Genomic DNA, 17,380 nt, shown 5'->3' on the forward strand with positions numbered 1-17,380 from the left:
TAGCTAATTAAAAATAAGTGTTTTATGAGTGACATTCATAAAGGTCTTAACAATCTCTCTCCAGAAAAGCGGGAACTTCTTGTAAAAAAGCTACAAGCCCACAAAGGAATTTCTTTAACACAGAAAGCAAATAAAATTCCATCGATTCAACCAGTCTCTAGAAATCAGCCAGTTCCCCTATCATTCGCTCAACAACGGTTGTGGCTATTGGAGCAGCTAGAACCAGATAGTGCTGCTTACAATATTCTAGGGGGACTGTACTTGACTGGTCAGCTCAATGTGAGTGCCTTAAAACAAAGTTGCAGCGAAATCATCCGCCGCCACGAAATTTTACGCACGAATTTCATTACACTTGATGGACAACCAATTCAAATCATTCACCCAGCTTATTCCTTTTCACTGACAATGATAGACTGGCAAAATCTGTCAGTAAGTGAACGAGAAATCTCCATTCAGCAATTGGCAACAGCAGAAGCAAAACGCCCGTTTGACCTAGCAAAGGAACCTTTAGTGCGGGTGAGTTTGATCAAATTAGAACAGACAGAACACATATTGATGTATTGTATGCATCACATTGTTTCTGATGGTTGGTCAATGGGTGTGTTTGACCAAGAGTTAGCCACTCTTTATTCTGCGTTTTGTAATCAGCAGCCTTCACCGCTTACGGAACTAACTGTCCAGTACGCCGATTTTGCTGTATGGCAGCGCCATTGGTTGCAAGGTGAAATACTTGAGTCCCATCTCGCTTACTGGCGACAACAACTTGCGGGTGCACCAGCTTTATTAGAACTGCCTACAGACCGACCAAGACCTGCTGTGCAAACCTTCCGAGGAGCACGTCAATCTTTTACTCTATCCAGTGAACTAACTCAAGCGCTCAACTCACTTAGTTTGCGAGAAGGAGTCAGTTTGTTCATGACGCTGTTAGCAGCATTTGATACCTTGCTTTACCGCTATACAGGGCAGGTGGATATATTGGTCGGCTCGCCCATTGCTAATCGCAATCACAGTGGAATTGAAGGATTAATTGGCTTCTTCGTCAATACTTTAGTGATGCGTACTGATGTCTCGGGCAATCCCACCTTTGGCGAATTACTTGGGCGAGTTCGGGAAGTAACAATGGATGCTTATGCTCATCAAGACTTGCCTTTTGAACTATTGGTAGAGACATTGCAACCCCAACGTGACTTAAGCCATACACCATTGTTCCAGGTGATGTTTGTCTTCCAAAATGTTCCTATGTTAGAGATGGAGATTCCAGGTTTAACTTTGAGTGCATTGCCTATAAACAACAAAATAGCAAAGTATGACCTGATTTTAACATTTGAGAACACTGCCCAAGGACTAGTGGGGTTATGGGACTACAACACTGACTTGTTTGATGAGTCAACCATTGAACGCATGGCTGCTCATTTCCACAACTTGTTGGATGCGATCGCCGAAAATCCTGATCGGAAAATTGCTGAATTACCTCTACTGAGTGCCGCTGAGCGTCAGCAGTTGTTATTTGAGTGGAATGATACCCACAGCGAATATCCCAAAGATAAGTGTATCCATCAACTATTTGAGGAACAGGTAGAGAAAACACCGGATGCGATCGCAGTGGTATTTGAACAGCAGGAATTAACCTATCGACAGTTGAATGACCGAGCGAACTGTCTGGCCCATTATCTCCAAACCCTCGGTGTGGGACCAGAAGTACTGGTCGGTCTCTGTGTTGAACGTTCCTTGGAGATGGTGGTGGGATTGTTAGGTATTCTCAAAGCGGGTGGAGCTTATGTGCCTCTTGACCCCAGTTATCCGATAGAACGGCTGAGTTACATGTTGGACGATGCCCAGGTGGCAATATTGTTGACGCAAGACAGCTTGTCGTCGTCTGTTCCATCTCAAACTGCCTGGACGGTTTGTTTGGACACTGATTGGGAAGTAATCGAGCAGCATAGTCAGGAGAATTTGGCTACTAGTGTCAATGCAGATAATTTGGCTTATGTCATCTACACGAGTGGTTCTACTGGAACTCCCAAGGGGGTTTGTACGGCTCATCGTGGTGTAGTGAGACTATTACAAAATACTAATTACGCTCACTTTAACTCTGAACAAGTTTTCCTCCAACTGGCTCCCATTACCTTTGACGCTTCCACCTTAGAACTGTGGGGAAGCTTGCTTCATGGCAGTAAATTAGTTATCTTTCCCAGCCAAGCTCTCGACCTAGCGCTCCTAGTACAAATCTTGCATCAACACCAAATCACTTTCTTGTGGCTGACAGCAGGACTTTTTCATCTGATAGTAGAAGAATACTTGGATGCCTTGTCCTCAGTGCAACAACTATTAGCCGGAGGAGATGTCTTATCCGTTGCCCATGTATTGCAATTTAGGCAACAACATCCCCACTGTCGCCTAATTAACGGCTATGGTCCAACGGAAAATACCACCTTTAGCTGTTGCTACTCGCTCGTTGATGAGCAAGACATCCAGCAGACCGTTCCTATTGGCAAGCCAATCGCCAACACCCAAGTCTACATCCTAGACCAACACATGCAACCAGTACCGATTGGGGTGGCTGGAGAACTACACGTCGGAGGCGATGGCTTGGCCAGAGGCTACCTCAACCGTCCCGAACTAACTTTAGAAAAATTCATCCCCAATCCCTTTTCCGCTGATAAATCAGCACAACTGTATAAAACTGGCGACCTCGTGCGTTATTTACCCGATGGCAACATTGAATTCCTTGGACGGCTCGACGCTCAAGTCAAGATTCGCGGCTTCCGCATCGAACTGGGCGAAATCGAAGCAGTTCTAAGTACTCATCCCCAGATTCAACAAGCCGTGGTCATTGCTATTGCCGATAATTCTGAAAATAAACGTCTGGTCGCTTATGTAGTCAGTAATGAGAAAACCCTCAGCACTAACCAATTACGGGACTTCCTGCAACAGGAAATGCCTGCTTACATGCTGCCCTCTGTGTTCGTCATCCTTGACACTCTACCCCTAACTCCTAATGGCAAAGTAGATAGAAAAGCGCTCAGGGAAATAGATTCACAAAACTCTGAATCAAATGCTAACTTTGTTGCTCCTCGTACTCTAGAAGAAGAGCTGCTTGCACAGATTTGGTCTGAAGTGCTTGGAGTTGCACAAGTGAGTATTCATGACAATTTCTTTGCGCTTGGTGGAGATTCTTTGCGTGCCGTGCAAGTGTTAGCTAAAGCCGACAAGAGTGGATTAAAACTGTCTCTAAAACAGATATTTAACCATCAGACGATCTACGACCTCGTTGGGGTTCTCCAACAGTCAGACCTATCCGCAAGTATATTAAAAACAGCCCCTTTCAGTCTCATTAGCTCAGAAGAACGCCAGTCTTTACCAAATGGGATTGAAGATGCCTACCCATTGACAAGGCTACAGTTGGGAATGCTTTTCCATAGTGAATATGCTCCTGAGACTGCCATCTACCACGATGTTTTCAGCTATTATCTAAAAGCTCCCCTCAATATCCAAATTCTGCATTCAGCCATAAAAGAGATTGTCACCCGTCATCCAGTGCTACGTACTAGCATTGCCATGACTCAATTTTCACAACCACTACAATTGGTTCATTCTCAAGTAAGCATTGAACTACCTGTTGACGACCTCAGTTGTTTACCATTAGATGAACAAGAGAGCAACATTACTACTTGGATTGAACAGGAAAAACAGCGATCATTTTCTTGGGATACTCCCCCATTGGTACGCTTTCATATCCATCAACGCAGTTGTGACACCTTTAACTTAAGCTTCAGCTTTCACCATGCCATTTTAGACGGATGGAGTCTCGCAACTCTAATGACAGAATTAGTTCAACACTATTTCTTCCTACTAGGTGAGACGATACCGCCTCTTTCCACAGTTCCAAGTCTAACATTTCGAGATTATGTGGCTTTGGAACAAGAAACATTACAGTCTCAGGAGTGCCAACGGTACTGGCATGAAAAACTAGCAGACTTTACCGCGACTAAATTACCTCGTCTGCTAGATAGTCAACAGCATAGCTCAGTAGAACAGGTCGGTAACCAGGCGGTTGAGATATCGCCAGCTTTATCAGCACAACTCAAACAGTTTGCCATAAAGGTTGGAGTACCCCTCAAAAGTGTTCTGCTAGCTGCTCATTTGAGAGTAATGAGCTTTTTGAGCAATCAAGCAGATATTACCACTGGGGTGGTGACTCATGGAAGACCAGCTGCAGAAGATAGCGAGCGTGTTCTGGGTTTGTTTCTTAATACCATACCTTTCCGAATGCAATTAAGTGGGGGAACTTGGGTTGAATTGGTAGAGCAAACTTTTGCAAATGAGCGAGAGGCATTGCCTTTCCAACAATATCCCTTGGCACAATTACAACAGAAAGTGGGATTAGGACAGCCATTATTTGAAACAATATTCAATTATGTTAATTTTCATGTTTACCAAGGTTTATCTGGCATTGATAACTTGGAGGTGTTAGGGGGGCAATCTTTTGACCAAAACAATTTTACATTCGCAGCTCAATTTCCTGTTGATCCGATAACGGGTGAAATCTCCTTAAGTCTCACTTACCCAAGCCAGTTTAGCTTTGAACAGGTGAAAAATATCAGTGGTTATTACCTCAAAATTTTGGAGGCAATGGTTACTCAACCCGAAGAGCAATATGAGCAGGTTTGCTTGTTAAGTGCCACTGAACGTCAGCAGTTGTTAATGGAGTGGAATGATACCCAGAGGGAATATCCAAAAGATAAGTGTATCCATCAACTATTCGAGGAACAGGTAAAGAGAACACCGGATGCGATCGCAGTAGTATTTGAACAGCAGGAATTAACTTATCGACAGTTGAATGACCGAGCGAACTGTCTGGCGCATTACCTTCAGACTTTGGGAGTACAGCCAGAAGTGTTAGTAGGGATTTGTGTCGAACGTTCGATTGAGATGGTGGTGGGATTGTTAGGCATTCTCAAGGCGGGTGGAGCTTATGTACCTCTTGACCCCAGCTTTCCCCAAGAACGGTTAAGTTATATGTTGACTGATTCGGGTGTCGAGGTGTTGCTGACTCACAGCCAGTTGTTGTTATCTTTGCCGTCACCTACTGCACAGGTGGTTTGTTTGGATAGTGATTGGAAGACAATTGAGCAATACCAGAAGGAAAATCTTGATATTGGGGTAGGTGCGGATAATTTGGCTTATGTGATCTACACTTCTGGTTCTACTGGACTACCAAAGGGAGTTCAAATCTGCCACCACAGTGTGGTCAACTTCTTAAATTCTATGAGTCATTTTCCGGGATTAACTCAGGAAGATACTTTCAGTGCAGTTACCACCATTTCCTTTGATATTGCAGCCCTTGAACTTTATCTGCCATTAATGGTAGGAGCAAAAGTTATCGTGGTTCCCCGTGAAATAGCTACTGATGCGGATTTGCTGTTGTCTGAATTATTCGAGTCGAAGACAACCGCTATACAAGCCACACCAGCTACTTGGCAAATGCTATTAGCTGGTGGTTGGTCTTCTAATTATCCCTTGAAAGTATTTTGCGGTGGTGAAGCATTACCAGCTCAACTAGCTCATCAAATTCTAGAAACTGGTAGCGAATTGTGGAATCTGTATGGTCCAACAGAAGCAACAATCTGGTCTGCAATTTACCAAGTAAGAGCAAACAAAACAGTAGCAAGAAACGAAGCTGCTCCTTCTGCCATTGGTCGCCCGATAAGTAACACCCAAATATACATCTTAGACTCACACCTCCAACTAGTACCTATAGGCGTACCTGGAGAACTCTACATTGGTGGTGATGGTTTAGCCAGAGGCTACCTCAACCGCCCAGAACTCACCCAAGAAAAATTTATCGCCAACCCCTTTAGCCAGGAAAAGGAGGCACGACTTTACAAAACTGGAGATTTAGCTCGCTATTTAGATGATGGCAACATCGAGTATCTTGGTCGAATTGATAACCAAGTGAAGATTCGCGGCTTCCGTATAGAGTTGGGAGAAATTGAAGCAGTGTTGACCAAACATCCTCAAGTGCAGGAGGTAGTGGTCATTGCCCGTGAAGACCAACCAAGTGACAAACGTTTAGTTGCTTATTTTGTCCCCAAGAAGCAACAAGTCCCCTCCAATAGTGAACTGCGCTGCTTCCTCCAAGAAAAGCTGCCCAATTATATGTTACCTAGTCACTTTGTACTTTTAGAATCACTGCCGCTCACACCCAATGGTAAGGTTAACCGCCGCGCATTACCCGCACCAGAAGGTCTTCGCCCAGACCTTGAAATTGCATATGCGATGCCACAAAATAAGCTACAACAAACAATCGCCACTGTTTGGCAAAAAGCCTTGAATCTAGAAAAAGTAGGTATATACGATAACTTTTTTGAATTGGGTGGTCATTCATTACTCATCATTCAAATTTATAGCCAATTGCGGGAAATATTACAAACAGATTTTCCAATGATCGAGTTTTTGAGATATCCAACTATCAGTTCTCTAGCAGAGTATTTCAGTCAAACCAATAATCAAGAAACATTTTCTCATCAAACTGAGACACAAGCTGAGAAGCTCAAAACTGGCAAAGCTCGACTCAAACAACGCCGAAAACAAATACAGTAAAAATCAAGCTGTCTTAAGTTAGTTAATCTCATACTAATTCGCGTTCAAAAGCGTAATTTAAAAAGTTTGATTGTCTAGTTTCATCAAGAACTATCGCCATTTGAAAGTTACGGTTTAGAACGCAGTTTGGTATCAGGAGTTAGAACAACCAATCATGGATAATCCTATGCCCTTTAATCAAAACACTGGTTTAGAAATAGCAGTCATTGGCATGGCTGGTCGTTTTCCTGGAGCTAAAAATCTTAATGATTTTTGGGACAATCTCCAGAAAGGAGTAGAAACAATTTCTTTTTTTACTGATGAGGAGTTACTGGCTTCAGGAATAGATCCAGATGTATTGAGTAAACCTAACTATGTGAAAGCATCTGGAGTATTAAAAGATATAGAACTTTTTGATGCTTCGTTTTTTGGTTTTGATGCAAAAGAAGCAGAAATTACCGATCCGCAACATCGTTTTTTTCTAGAATGCGCTTGGGAAGCCCTGGAAAATGCTGGCTATGACTCTCTGTCTTACAAAGGTTCGATTGGTATTTACGCTGGTACTGGGTTTAGCCAATATTTACTCAACCTTTATTCAAATCAAAACATTACAAGTTCGCTTAGTGATTTAGAAATTTCCATTGGAAATGACAGAGATTTTCTCACCACACGCATTTCCTATAAACTTAACTTGGAAGGACCCAGTTACACAGTTCAAACTGCCTGCTCAACATCATTGGTCTCTGTTCACTTAGCCTGTCAAAGTTTGCTAAGTGGTGAATGCGATATGGCTTTGGCTGGCGGCGTTTCTATAGGTTTATATCGAAAAGAAGGCTATCTTTACCAAGAAGGGGGTATTACTTCTCCAGATGGGCACTGCCGTACTTTTGATGCTAAAGCAAAGGGAACTATCGGTGGTGATGGTGTGGGTATTGTAGTGTTAAAGCGATTGGAAGATGCTCTCACAGATGGAGACGATATTTCTGCTGTGATCAAAGGTTCCGCTGTTAATAACGATGGTTCTTTTAAACTTAGTTATACAGCACCTCGTATAGATGGTCAAGCAAAGGTTATAAGAGCAGCTCAACTGACGGCTGAGGTTGAACCTGAGACAATTACATATATTGAGGCTCATGGGACAGCAACTCCCTTGGGTGATCCAATAGAAGTAGCAGCATTAACACAAGTGTTCTCACTTCATACTGAGAAAAAACACTTTTGTGCCCTTGGTTCAGTAAAAACTAATGTCGGTCATTTAAATACGGCAGCTGGTGTTGCTGGCTTTATCAAAACTGTCCTGGCACTGAAACATGGTTTGTTGCCACCAAGCTTGCACTTTGAAGAACCGTCACCTCAAATTGACTTCGATAACAGCCCCTTTTATGTAAATACTGAGCTATCACAATGGAAGGTTGACAATGGTCCTCGCCGTGCCGGGGTTAGTTCTTTTGGTATTGGCGGTACTAATGCACATGTAATTTTAGAAGAAGCACCAGTTGACATTAGGCAAGACATAGACTCATGTCAATCTCGCCCTTGGCAGTTATTAGTACTTTCTGCGAAGACAAGCTCTGCACTGGAGAATGTCACAGTAAATTTAACAACTCACCTCAAGCACAACCCGACATTAAATCTTGCCGATGTGGCTCACGTACTGCAAATAGGTCGTCGCGCTTTCAACCATCGCCGAATATTAGTTTGCCAAGATCTAAATGATGCAGTGCAGGCACTAGACCCTCCAAATCCTCAGCGAGTTTTGACTAACTTTCAAGAACCTGGCGATCGCCCTATTATATTTATCTTTCCTCAGGAGGAAGTACTGTGTGTAAATAAAACTTTGGAATTATATCAGTATGAACCAACATTCCGTCAGTGGGTTGATTCTTGTTCTGAAATTATAAAATCTGCTCAGGAACTAGATTTACGCACAGTATTGTATCCAAACCAAGAACAGGCTGAAAAAGCTGCTTATTTGCTAGAACAAACTCAAATTTCCCAGCTAGCATTGTTTGTGATTGAGTACGCTTTAGCACAGCTATGGCTGTCTTGGGGTATACGTCCTCAATCTATGATTGGTTATAGTACTGGAGAGTATGTAGCTGCAACTCTTGCTGGTGTATTTTCCCTAGAAGATGCCTTAACACAAGTAGCTGTTCGCGGGCAACTGTTGCAACAGATAGCCTTGGGGGCAACCTCCTATCCACTTCTAGAGCAATACATTGGGCAAATCGAAAAAATCGAATTTAACTCACCTCAGATTCCTTTTATCTCGAATGTGTCAGGAACTTGGATTACCACAACGGAAGCAACAGATCCGAACTATTGGTCAAAGCATCTAAAGCAAACAGCAAACTTTGCAGATGGTATTGCTGAGTTAATAAAAGAGCCAAATGCCATTTTATTAGAGGTTGGTTCCGGAGGAACATTGGGTGCTTTAGCTTATACGCATCAAGAAGATAAACCTACGGCTTTGAGTTCACTTCCTCATCCAAAAGACCAACAGTCGGATATAGCATTCTTGCTCAATACGTTAGGGCAACTCTGGCTTTTGGGAGTTCAAGTAGACTGGTCTGGTTTTTATGCTCACGAGCAGCGTCACCGGATTCCCTTGCCAACTTATCCTTTCGAGCGTCAACGTTACTGGATTGACGAACAACCAGGTTTTGTACCTGTTTCCACACAAGTAATACACAAAGAGTCAAATATTGCAGACTGGTTTCACATTCCTTCATGGAAACAATCTAAACTCATTGAACCTTTTGAAGAAGAAAAGATACAAGCTCAAAAGACTTGTTGGCTTGTTTTTGTTGATGCATGTGGGTTAGGAAAAGAACTTGTAACACGACTGGAACAACAAAAGCACAATTCGATCGCAGTGGTTGCCGGAGAACAGTTTGCAAAACTAAGTGATAATGCATATACAATCAATCCCCAGCAACAAGATGACTATGAAGCCTTGATCCAAGAACTGCGCCAATTAGACAGGATACCAGAAGCGATCGCCCATTTATGGAACGTCACTTCATATGACCAAACGTACTTACCAGATCGAGACTTTGAAAATAGTCAGTATTTAGGCTTTTACAGCCTGCTTTTCCTAACTCAAGCCTTAGATAAACAAAACATAACTTATCCTCTGCAAATTATTACAGTAACAAACAATTTGCATGAGGTGACAGGTGAAGAAAGTTTAAATCCTGAAAAAGCAACTTTGTTAGGACCGTGTAAAGTTATTGGACAAGAATATCCGAACATAATTTGCCGTAGTATTGATGTTGTGATTCCCAAATCTATAACTGAACACGAGAAGCTAATAGACTATTTGATAGAAGAATTTACCACTAAAACAGATGACCTAATAGTTGCGTATCGTGGACATCGTCGCTGGGTTCAAACATGGGAACCCGTCCAACTAGATGCAGTGACTGATGAAAAAACCAAGTTTAGGGACAAAGGTGTTTATCTGATCACTGGTGGTTTGGGAAACATTGGCTTTACTTTCGCCAAATACTTAGCTAAGGCATTCAAAGCCAAGCTGATCTTGTTAGGACGCTCCGGTCTTCCTATCAAAGAGAATTGGTCTGAATGGATAGCAACGCATGGTGAACAGGACAAAATAAGTCGCCAGATTCAAAAAATAAAGACTCTGGAAGAATTGGGGGCTGAGGTTTTAGTCATCAGCGCGGATGTGGCTAACTTTGAACAAATGCAAGCAGCAATAGCTCAGGCATATGAATACTTTGGCAAAATTAATGGTGTGATTCATGCGGCAGGGATAGTTGCAGATAAACTTATTCAAGAGATAGGTAAGGCGGATTGTGAAATACTTTTTCAGTCTAAAGTGCATGGATTATTTGTCATGCAAAAAGTTTTGCATGATAAAGAGGTTGATTTTTGCCTTTTACTATCCTCCGTATCCTGTATTCTGGGAGGATTAGGATTTGCCGCTTATTCGGCAGCAAACCTTTTTATGGATGCTTTTACTTATCAGCAAAATCGCACGAATACTGTACCTTGGATTAGCTTAAATTGGGAAGGCTCTCCAGTTGAGAAAGAAGAACAGCAAAATACAGATCATCAATCAACTTTAGCTGAATTATTTATTACACCTACAGAAAGTGTAGAGGTCTTTAAACGTGTTCTTTCTATCAAGAAGCTATCTCAAATTGCTATTTCATTAGGGAATTTACAAGCTAGAATTAATCAGTGGCTTAAACTCGAATCAATACATAATGCAGAACGTTCTACACAAGATACAGAGCGTTCAGTACAGAAAGATTCATCCCAACTGCGCCCAAGAGCAAATTTGCAAACTGCCTATGTTGCTCCCCGTACTCCTGTCGAGCTACTTGTTGCTAATTTATGGCAACAACTCTTGGGTGTTGAGCGTGTAGGTATTCATGACAACTACTTTGAATTAGGGGGTCATTCCCTTGTAGCTGTGCGCTTGATGGCTCAAATTCAACGGAAATTTGGTCAAAATCTGCCTTTGGCGACTCTATTTCAAGCTCCTACAGTTGAAAAACTAGCCAGTGCTCTCCACCAGACAACAGATTCCCGACCTTGGTCTCCTTTAGTAGAAATTCAGCCTCGTGGTTCAAAGCGACCTTTCTTTTGCTTACCAGGAGGTGGTGGAAATGTCCTTTACTTTCACCAATTAGCGAATTGTCTGGGGCTAGACCAACCATTTTACGGTTTACAAGCATCAGGTCTTGATGGAAAAACTCCTGCATACACAAGTATTGAAGATATGGCTGCTGATTACATCAAAGCAATACAAGTTGTGCAGCCAGAAGGTCCATATCTTCTGGGAGGTCATTCCTTCGGAGGTCGTGTAGCTTTTGAAATCGCCCTACAGTTGCAACAGCTAGGTCAAGAGGTTGCTGTATTTGCCATTTTTGACACTTGGGCACCAATTCCTGACCAAAAACCTATAGAACACAAGGATGATACGCAATACTTAATTGAGATGGTGAACATGGTAGAAGGATTTTTTAGCAAGAGTTTATTTATAACAGAGGATACTCTGAGAACCCTGATGCCAGATGAGCAGTTAAACTATTTTCTCACTCGGTTAAAAACTGCTGAAATATTACCTCCACAAGCTACTTTAGAGCAAGTTAACGGTTTCCTAGAAGTTTATAAAGCTAACACTAAAGCTAATTTTGCTTATATGCCACAGGAAGCCTATCGTAATCAAGTTACTGTCTTCCGGGCAAAAGAAGAGGTCTGTGATAATCCATCAATGGGTTGGGATAAGTACTCTTTAAAATCAGTAGAAACTTATGAAGTACCAGGCGAACACATCACAATGTTGGCGGAACCTCATGTTCAGGTTTTGGCAAAACATTTAAAAGTTTGTCTTGAACAAGCACAGGCAAATGGTTGAAGAAAATTATACCAAACAACGCTCTACCCTAAATGGAATTTGGGTTTTTATCCCAATCTGGTTTGGACAATTGGTATCAGTGATTGGCTCTGGTGTGACTAGCTTTGCACTGGGTATATGGGTGTATCAGCAAACAGGATCGGTGACAAATTTAGCCCTCACTTCTTTGTCAGCAACTCTACCGTCTGTGATCATTTCTCCAATAGCGGGTGTGTTTGTAGATCGCTGGAACCGAAAGTGGATAATGCTTATAAGCGATTTGGTTGCAGGTTTAACGACAGGCTTACTCGCGCTGATGCTCTTTGTAGGTAACCTTGAAATCTGGTATATTTATTTAGTGACAGCTGTTCATTCCATCTGCACTACCTTCCAACAACCAGCTTATATGACAGCTATGACATTGTTGGTTCCCAAGCAGCAACTGACTCGAGTCAATGGTCTAGTTTATCTTGGAGAATCTATGACTCGGATGATATGCCCTATGCTAGCAGGTGTGTTGATAGCAAGCGTTAAAATTCAGGGTATTATTCTGTTCGACTTAGCTACCTTTGTCTTTGCCTTAGTCACGCTGCTATACATTCGGTTCCCCAAACCTAAGATCATAGATCATGTAAATGTTTCGGGAAAAAGCTCGCTGTTAATTGAAGTGGTGGATGGTTGGAGATACATCAAGGCAAAACCAGGAATTTTAGGGTTAATGGTATTAACAGCTGTTATCAGCTTTATGTTTGGCACAGTTGGAGTACTAAGTATCCCTTTGGTAATCTCTTTTGCTTCAGTTACGGTGGTAGGAATTTTAACATCTGTTAGTGGTAGTGGTATGTTGTTCGGTAGCTTAGCTGTGAGCATTTGGGGAGGATCGCAGCGCAACATGAAAAATGTGTTTTGCTTTATGTTGTTGAACGGGCTGTGTCTTGCATTTATAGGGCTAAAATCTAATATTTGGCTTGTTGGTGTCGCCGCCTTTATCTTCTTTTTCGGCTTGCCAATTATCAACAGCTCAATTAATGTCATCCTTCAAAGAAAAGTCATGGCCAATGTTCAGGGAAGGATCTTCGCCTTGACAGCAATGATTTCTAAATCTTGCCTACCCCTTGCTTATCTCGTTGCTGGACCTCTAGCCGACAATGTCTTCAAGCCCCTAATGGCTCCAAGTGGTCCATTGGCTGGAAGCCTGGGACAAATTATCGGTGTCGGACCAGGACGCGGTATTGGTCTAATGTTCATAGTTATGGGAATGTTAACCATGATAGCAGCAATTCTTGCTTACCAATATCGTCCTCTTAGATTGGTAGAGAAAGATTTACCAGATATTATATAGACTCTCGCTTTCAAGTAAATAAACCACACCGTTCACAAAAATCTTATGACTGGTATCACTATGGCAACAATGGAAAAATACTGCAAAGCTTATTTGTTGACAAATTTACGTTATTCAGTCAGTGGAATGAGCGAATTGAGAACGTTAGAAAATAAAAGAAAAATAGACTTTTAAATTTGAAATTCCAGTATACGAACCTGTGGTGGTGGGAGCATTAGCAGGTAAAGAAGCAGAAATATAAACTAATAGGAGACAACCATGAATACACATGAACAAGAAGACAAAACAATTTACAAAGTGGTTGTAAATCACGAACAGCAGTATTCTATCTGGCCTGCCGAACGAGAAAATGCTCTTGGCTGGCAAGATGCAGGTAAAAGTGGTTCCAAGGAAGAATGCTTAGCATACATTAAGGAAGTGTGGATCGACATGAGACCGCTTAGCTTGCGGAAAACAATGGAGGAGTCAGCAGGTAAAACACACTCGTAACTTCAATTCAAGCTAATTCTTTTCTGTCTGGAAATTTACCTTCACAATAAATTATGGAAATTCAAGTTGTAGGCGTTATAGGCGCAGGTGTTATGGGGATAGGACTATCACAAAGCCTAGCCCAAACTAATCATAATGTAATTCTTTTAGATATTTCTGACAAAATTTTAGAACAGGCAAAACAAGAAATAAAAAATAATATCCGTTTCCAACAGCTTTTCACAAAAAATAAGAAAGTCAACAAACCAGATGATATTCTAAGTAACATTACGTTTTCTACAAATTATCAATTACTTCAAAATGTAGAATTTGTGATAGAAAATGCTACAGAAAAGTGGCACATTAAAAAGAATATATACGAAAAAATAGATGCAATTTGTCCGCCAGAAACCGTCTTTGCTGCTAATACATCTGCTATACCTATTACTCGCATTGCTTCAGTCACAAAGCGTGCCTCTAAAGTTATTGGGATGCATTTTATGAATCCCGTACCAATGAAGCCTGCGGTTGAAACAATTCGTGGTTATCACACTAGTAATGAAACTATTGAGATAGCCAAAAAATTATTGTCTCAGATGCAAAAAGAATGTATTTTGGTCAATGACTCTCCAGGCTTTGTATCGAATCGCATCTTGATGTTAACCATTAATGAAGCTATTTTTATTTTACAAGAACAAGTAGCATCAGTAGAAGAAGTAGATAGAATTTTCAAAACATGTTTTGGACATAAAATGGGACCGTTAGAAACTGCTGACTTGATAGGATTAGATACGATTCTCTTCTCTATCGAAGTTCTGTATGAAAGTTTTAATGATAGTAAGTATCGTCCATGTTCTTTACTTAAAAAAATGGTTGATGCTGGATTACATGGACGAAAAAGTGGACAAGGTTTTTACACCTACAATTGAGAAATAAAAAATGTTAACCCATAAGTACTATTTACAGCAGGTTGATAATGAAAGAAGCTAAAGACAAAATCAAAAAATTTCTAACTCAGTCTTTTGGTGAACATGAATTTCAAGAAGGGGAAGATATATTCTCTCTTGGCTTTGTAAATTCGATGTTTGCTATGCAGCTAGTTCTCTTTCTAGAGAAAGAGTTTCAAATAACGATTGAAAATGAAGACCTTGAAATTGAAAACTTCAGCACTATAAATGCTATGAGCAGCTTTCTAGAAAAAAAGCTGGCTATATCTGCACAGAATTGAAGTAAAGAATATAAGCTTTAACATTTGTAAACACTTAAGTAAAAGGGATGCAAATAGAATTAACTCCTCAGCAAAAAGAGGCCGAAGCTAAATTCCGAGCCTTCACAGACGAAGAGATTGTCCCTGATGCGGATAGGGCTGACCAAGAAGAACGGACTTCGGGGGAACTGATTCAAAGAATAGCTCAACAAGGTTATTTAGGTGCCATTGTGCCTAAAGAAAGAGGTGGCAGTGGTATGGATATGATAACTTACGGTCTCCTAAATGAAGAAATGGGACGGGGATGTTCTTCAGTGCGAAGCTTGCTTACAGTTCACTCTATGGTTACTCATGCCATCCTCAAGTGGGGCAGCAAGTTTCAAAAAGAGCATTGGATTCCCAAATTCGCTTCTGGTGAAGCGATCGCTGCTTTTGGCTTAAGTGAACCTAATGTAGGCAGTGATGCTAAAAAAGTGGAGACGACAGCAACAGTTTCTGAAGAGTTTTACGTTTTAAATGGGCAAAAGAAGTGGATTACCTATGGACAAATTGCTGATGTTTTTTTGATATTTGCTCACTGTGAAGGTAAACCCACTGCTTTTCTAGTTGAAAAAAACACACCAGGACTCTTGGTTAAACCAATTTTTGGCATGTTGGGTACTAGAGCTTCAATGTTAGCAGAATTGCACCTAAATAATTGTCGGATTCCCCGAGAAAATCTTGTATGTAAAGAAGGTTTTGGTTTTTCCCATGTAGCATCTTCTGCCTTAGATTATGGCAGGTACAGTGTAGCTTGGGGCTGTATAGGTATTGCCCAAGCCTGTCTTGAAGCCTGCATTCGGTATACAAGTCAAAGAAAGCAGTTTGATGTTTATTTGAAAGACCACCAATTAATTCGACAAATGGTGACTGAGGCGATCGCTAATGTGAAAGCAGCGAGACTATTGTGTTATCAAGCAGGCTACTTGAAAGACATTGGCGATCCTAAATCAATTATGGAAACCTCAATTGCTAAGTATTTTGCTTCTACAACTGCGACTAAAGTGGCAAGCGATGCTGTACAAATTCATGGTGGTCATGGTTGTAGTAGTGAATGCTCTGTTCAGAGGTATTTTCGAGACGCCAAAATTATGGAGATTATTGAAGGGAGCACTCAGATTCAACAGATTACCATTGCTGAGTATGGTTATCAACAATATATGTTTTCATCTACTCCAACCTAGTGTCTTAACAATTAGTAACAGGAATTTAAAAAGATGATTAATTTAAGTGCTGAACAAGCAAAAGATAAACAAAAATTTAAAAAAGCTATCAAGTGTGTCGTTTGGGATCTTGATAACACTATATGGCATGGTGTCTTACTAGAGGACGATCGGGTTTTCTTGCAGAATAATGTCATTGACATCATCAAAATTTTGGATAGTAGAGGAATATTACAATCTGTAGCTAGCAGAAATGAACAGAATAAAGCAATGTTGAAGTTGGAAGACTTTGGATTACATGAGTATTTTATATATCCACAAATCAATTGGAACTCTAAAGCTTCCTCTATTCAAAAAATCGCTAAATCAATCAATATTGGAATAGATGCAATAGCTTTCATTGATGACCAACTATTTGAATTGGAAGAGGTAAATTTTTCATTACCTGACGTTCTGTGTATCAATACAACTCATCTCGATCAGTTGCTAGATATGCCAGAAATGAATCCTCGTTTTATTACAAAGGATTCCAAAAATAGAAGACTTATGTATCTCAGCGATATAAAACGCAATCAGGTTGAGGAAGAATTTGTTGGTTCTAAAGAAGAGTTTTTAGCTACTCTAAAGATGCGCTTTACCATCTCTTCTGCTAAAGAGGAGGATTTACAACGAGCCGAAGAATTAACAATACGCACAAACCAATTAAATACAACAGGTTATACATACTCTTACGAAGAACTCAACCATTTTTGTCAATCAGATAAGCATAAGCTACTAATTGCTAGCTTGGATGATAGGTATGGCAGTTACGGAAAAATTGGATTAGCTCTTATTGAATGTCAAGATACTATATGGACAATAAAACTATTGTTAATGTCCTGCCGCGTTATGTCTAGAGGCGTAGGGACAATTATGCTCAATCATATTATATCTATGGCAAACAATCAAAATGTTAAATTGTGTGCTGAGTTTGTCTCAAATGATAGAAATAGGATGATGTATATCACTTATAAATTTGCTGGATTTAAAGAACTTGATACTCAAAATAATCTTTTGATTTTTGATAATCAATTAAATTACAAATATTCTTTTCCTGATTATGTAGATATAGTCCTACCTGTGTGAACAGTATCTTTAACGAACCACAAAGGCACAAAAAAGGCGCGCAGCGTTTTTGCCAGAAAAAGGAAGAGAGTAGAGAGTTCATAACT

General features: G+C 40.8%; 8 protein-coding genes. All 8 read left to right on the forward strand.

Annotation, left to right across the window (positions count from 1 at the left end):
* The first annotated feature begins 24 nt into the window (after window positions 1-24).
* The gene (locus AC5JM2_RS27830) at window positions 25-6,603 is read left to right on the forward strand and encodes an amino acid adenylation domain-containing protein (RefSeq protein ID WP_495838107.1); all 6,579 of its coding nucleotides are present in this window, start codon (window positions 25-27) and stop codon (window positions 6,601-6,603) included.
* A 166-nt stretch (window positions 6,604-6,769) separates the two neighbouring features.
* The gene (locus AC5JM2_RS27835; RefSeq protein ID WP_495838108.1) at window positions 6,770-11,971 is read left to right on the forward strand and encodes an SDR family NAD(P)-dependent oxidoreductase; all 5,202 of its coding nucleotides are present in this window, start codon (window positions 6,770-6,772) and stop codon (window positions 11,969-11,971) included.
* Window positions 11,964-13,292 (forward strand): MFS transporter, encoded by a 1,329-nt coding sequence (locus AC5JM2_RS27840; protein WP_495838110.1) that lies wholly within the window; start codon window positions 11,964-11,966, stop codon window positions 13,290-13,292. Before AC5JM2_RS27835 ends, AC5JM2_RS27840 begins: the two co-directional genes overlap by 8 nt.
* A 258-nt stretch (window positions 13,293-13,550) precedes the next feature.
* On the forward strand, window positions 13,551-13,781 hold the full coding sequence (locus tag AC5JM2_RS27845) for an MbtH family protein (RefSeq protein ID WP_210613560.1): 231 nt from the start codon (window positions 13,551-13,553) through the stop codon (window positions 13,779-13,781).
* 53 nt (window positions 13,782-13,834) lie between these two features.
* The gene (locus tag AC5JM2_RS27850; protein WP_495838112.1) at window positions 13,835-14,689 is read left to right on the forward strand and encodes a 3-hydroxyacyl-CoA dehydrogenase family protein; all 855 of its coding nucleotides are present in this window, start codon (window positions 13,835-13,837) and stop codon (window positions 14,687-14,689) included.
* 47 nt (window positions 14,690-14,736) lie between these two features.
* The gene (locus tag AC5JM2_RS27855) at window positions 14,737-14,988 is read left to right on the forward strand and encodes an acyl carrier protein (protein ID WP_495838113.1); all 252 of its coding nucleotides are present in this window, start codon (window positions 14,737-14,739) and stop codon (window positions 14,986-14,988) included.
* Window positions 14,989-15,035: 47 nt separating this feature from the next.
* Window positions 15,036-16,190 (forward strand): acyl-CoA dehydrogenase family protein, encoded by a 1,155-nt coding sequence (locus tag AC5JM2_RS27860; RefSeq protein WP_495838115.1) that lies wholly within the window; start codon window positions 15,036-15,038, stop codon window positions 16,188-16,190.
* Window positions 16,191-16,223: 33 nt separating this feature from the next.
* Entirely contained in the window at window positions 16,224-17,294 is a 1,071-nt protein-coding gene (locus AC5JM2_RS27865; RefSeq protein ID WP_495838117.1) for an HAD-IIIC family phosphatase, read from the forward strand.
* Window positions 17,295-17,380: the final 86 nt, after the last annotated feature.

Source organism: Brasilonema angustatum (assembly GCF_059505445.1).

Excerpts from the sequence above, each read along its gene's own strand:
- AC5JM2_RS27830 (WP_495838107.1), top strand. The coding sequence starts at position 25 with ATGAGTGACATTCATAAAGGTCTTAACAATCTCTCTCCAGAAAAGCGG.
- AC5JM2_RS27835 (WP_495838108.1), top strand. The coding sequence starts at position 6,770 with ATGCCCTTTAATCAAAACACTGGTTTAGAAATAGCAGTCATTGGCATG.
- AC5JM2_RS27840 (WP_495838110.1), top strand. The coding sequence starts at position 11,964 with ATGGTTGAAGAAAATTATACCAAACAACGCTCTACCCTAAATGGAATT.
- AC5JM2_RS27845 (WP_210613560.1), top strand. The coding sequence starts at position 13,551 with ATGAATACACATGAACAAGAAGACAAAACAATTTACAAAGTGGTTGTA.
- AC5JM2_RS27850 (WP_495838112.1), top strand. The coding sequence starts at position 13,835 with ATGGAAATTCAAGTTGTAGGCGTTATAGGCGCAGGTGTTATGGGGATA.
- AC5JM2_RS27855 (WP_495838113.1), top strand. The coding sequence starts at position 14,737 with ATGAAAGAAGCTAAAGACAAAATCAAAAAATTTCTAACTCAGTCTTTT.
- AC5JM2_RS27860 (WP_495838115.1), top strand. The coding sequence starts at position 15,036 with ATGCAAATAGAATTAACTCCTCAGCAAAAAGAGGCCGAAGCTAAATTC.
- AC5JM2_RS27865 (WP_495838117.1), top strand. The coding sequence starts at position 16,224 with ATGATTAATTTAAGTGCTGAACAAGCAAAAGATAAACAAAAATTTAAA.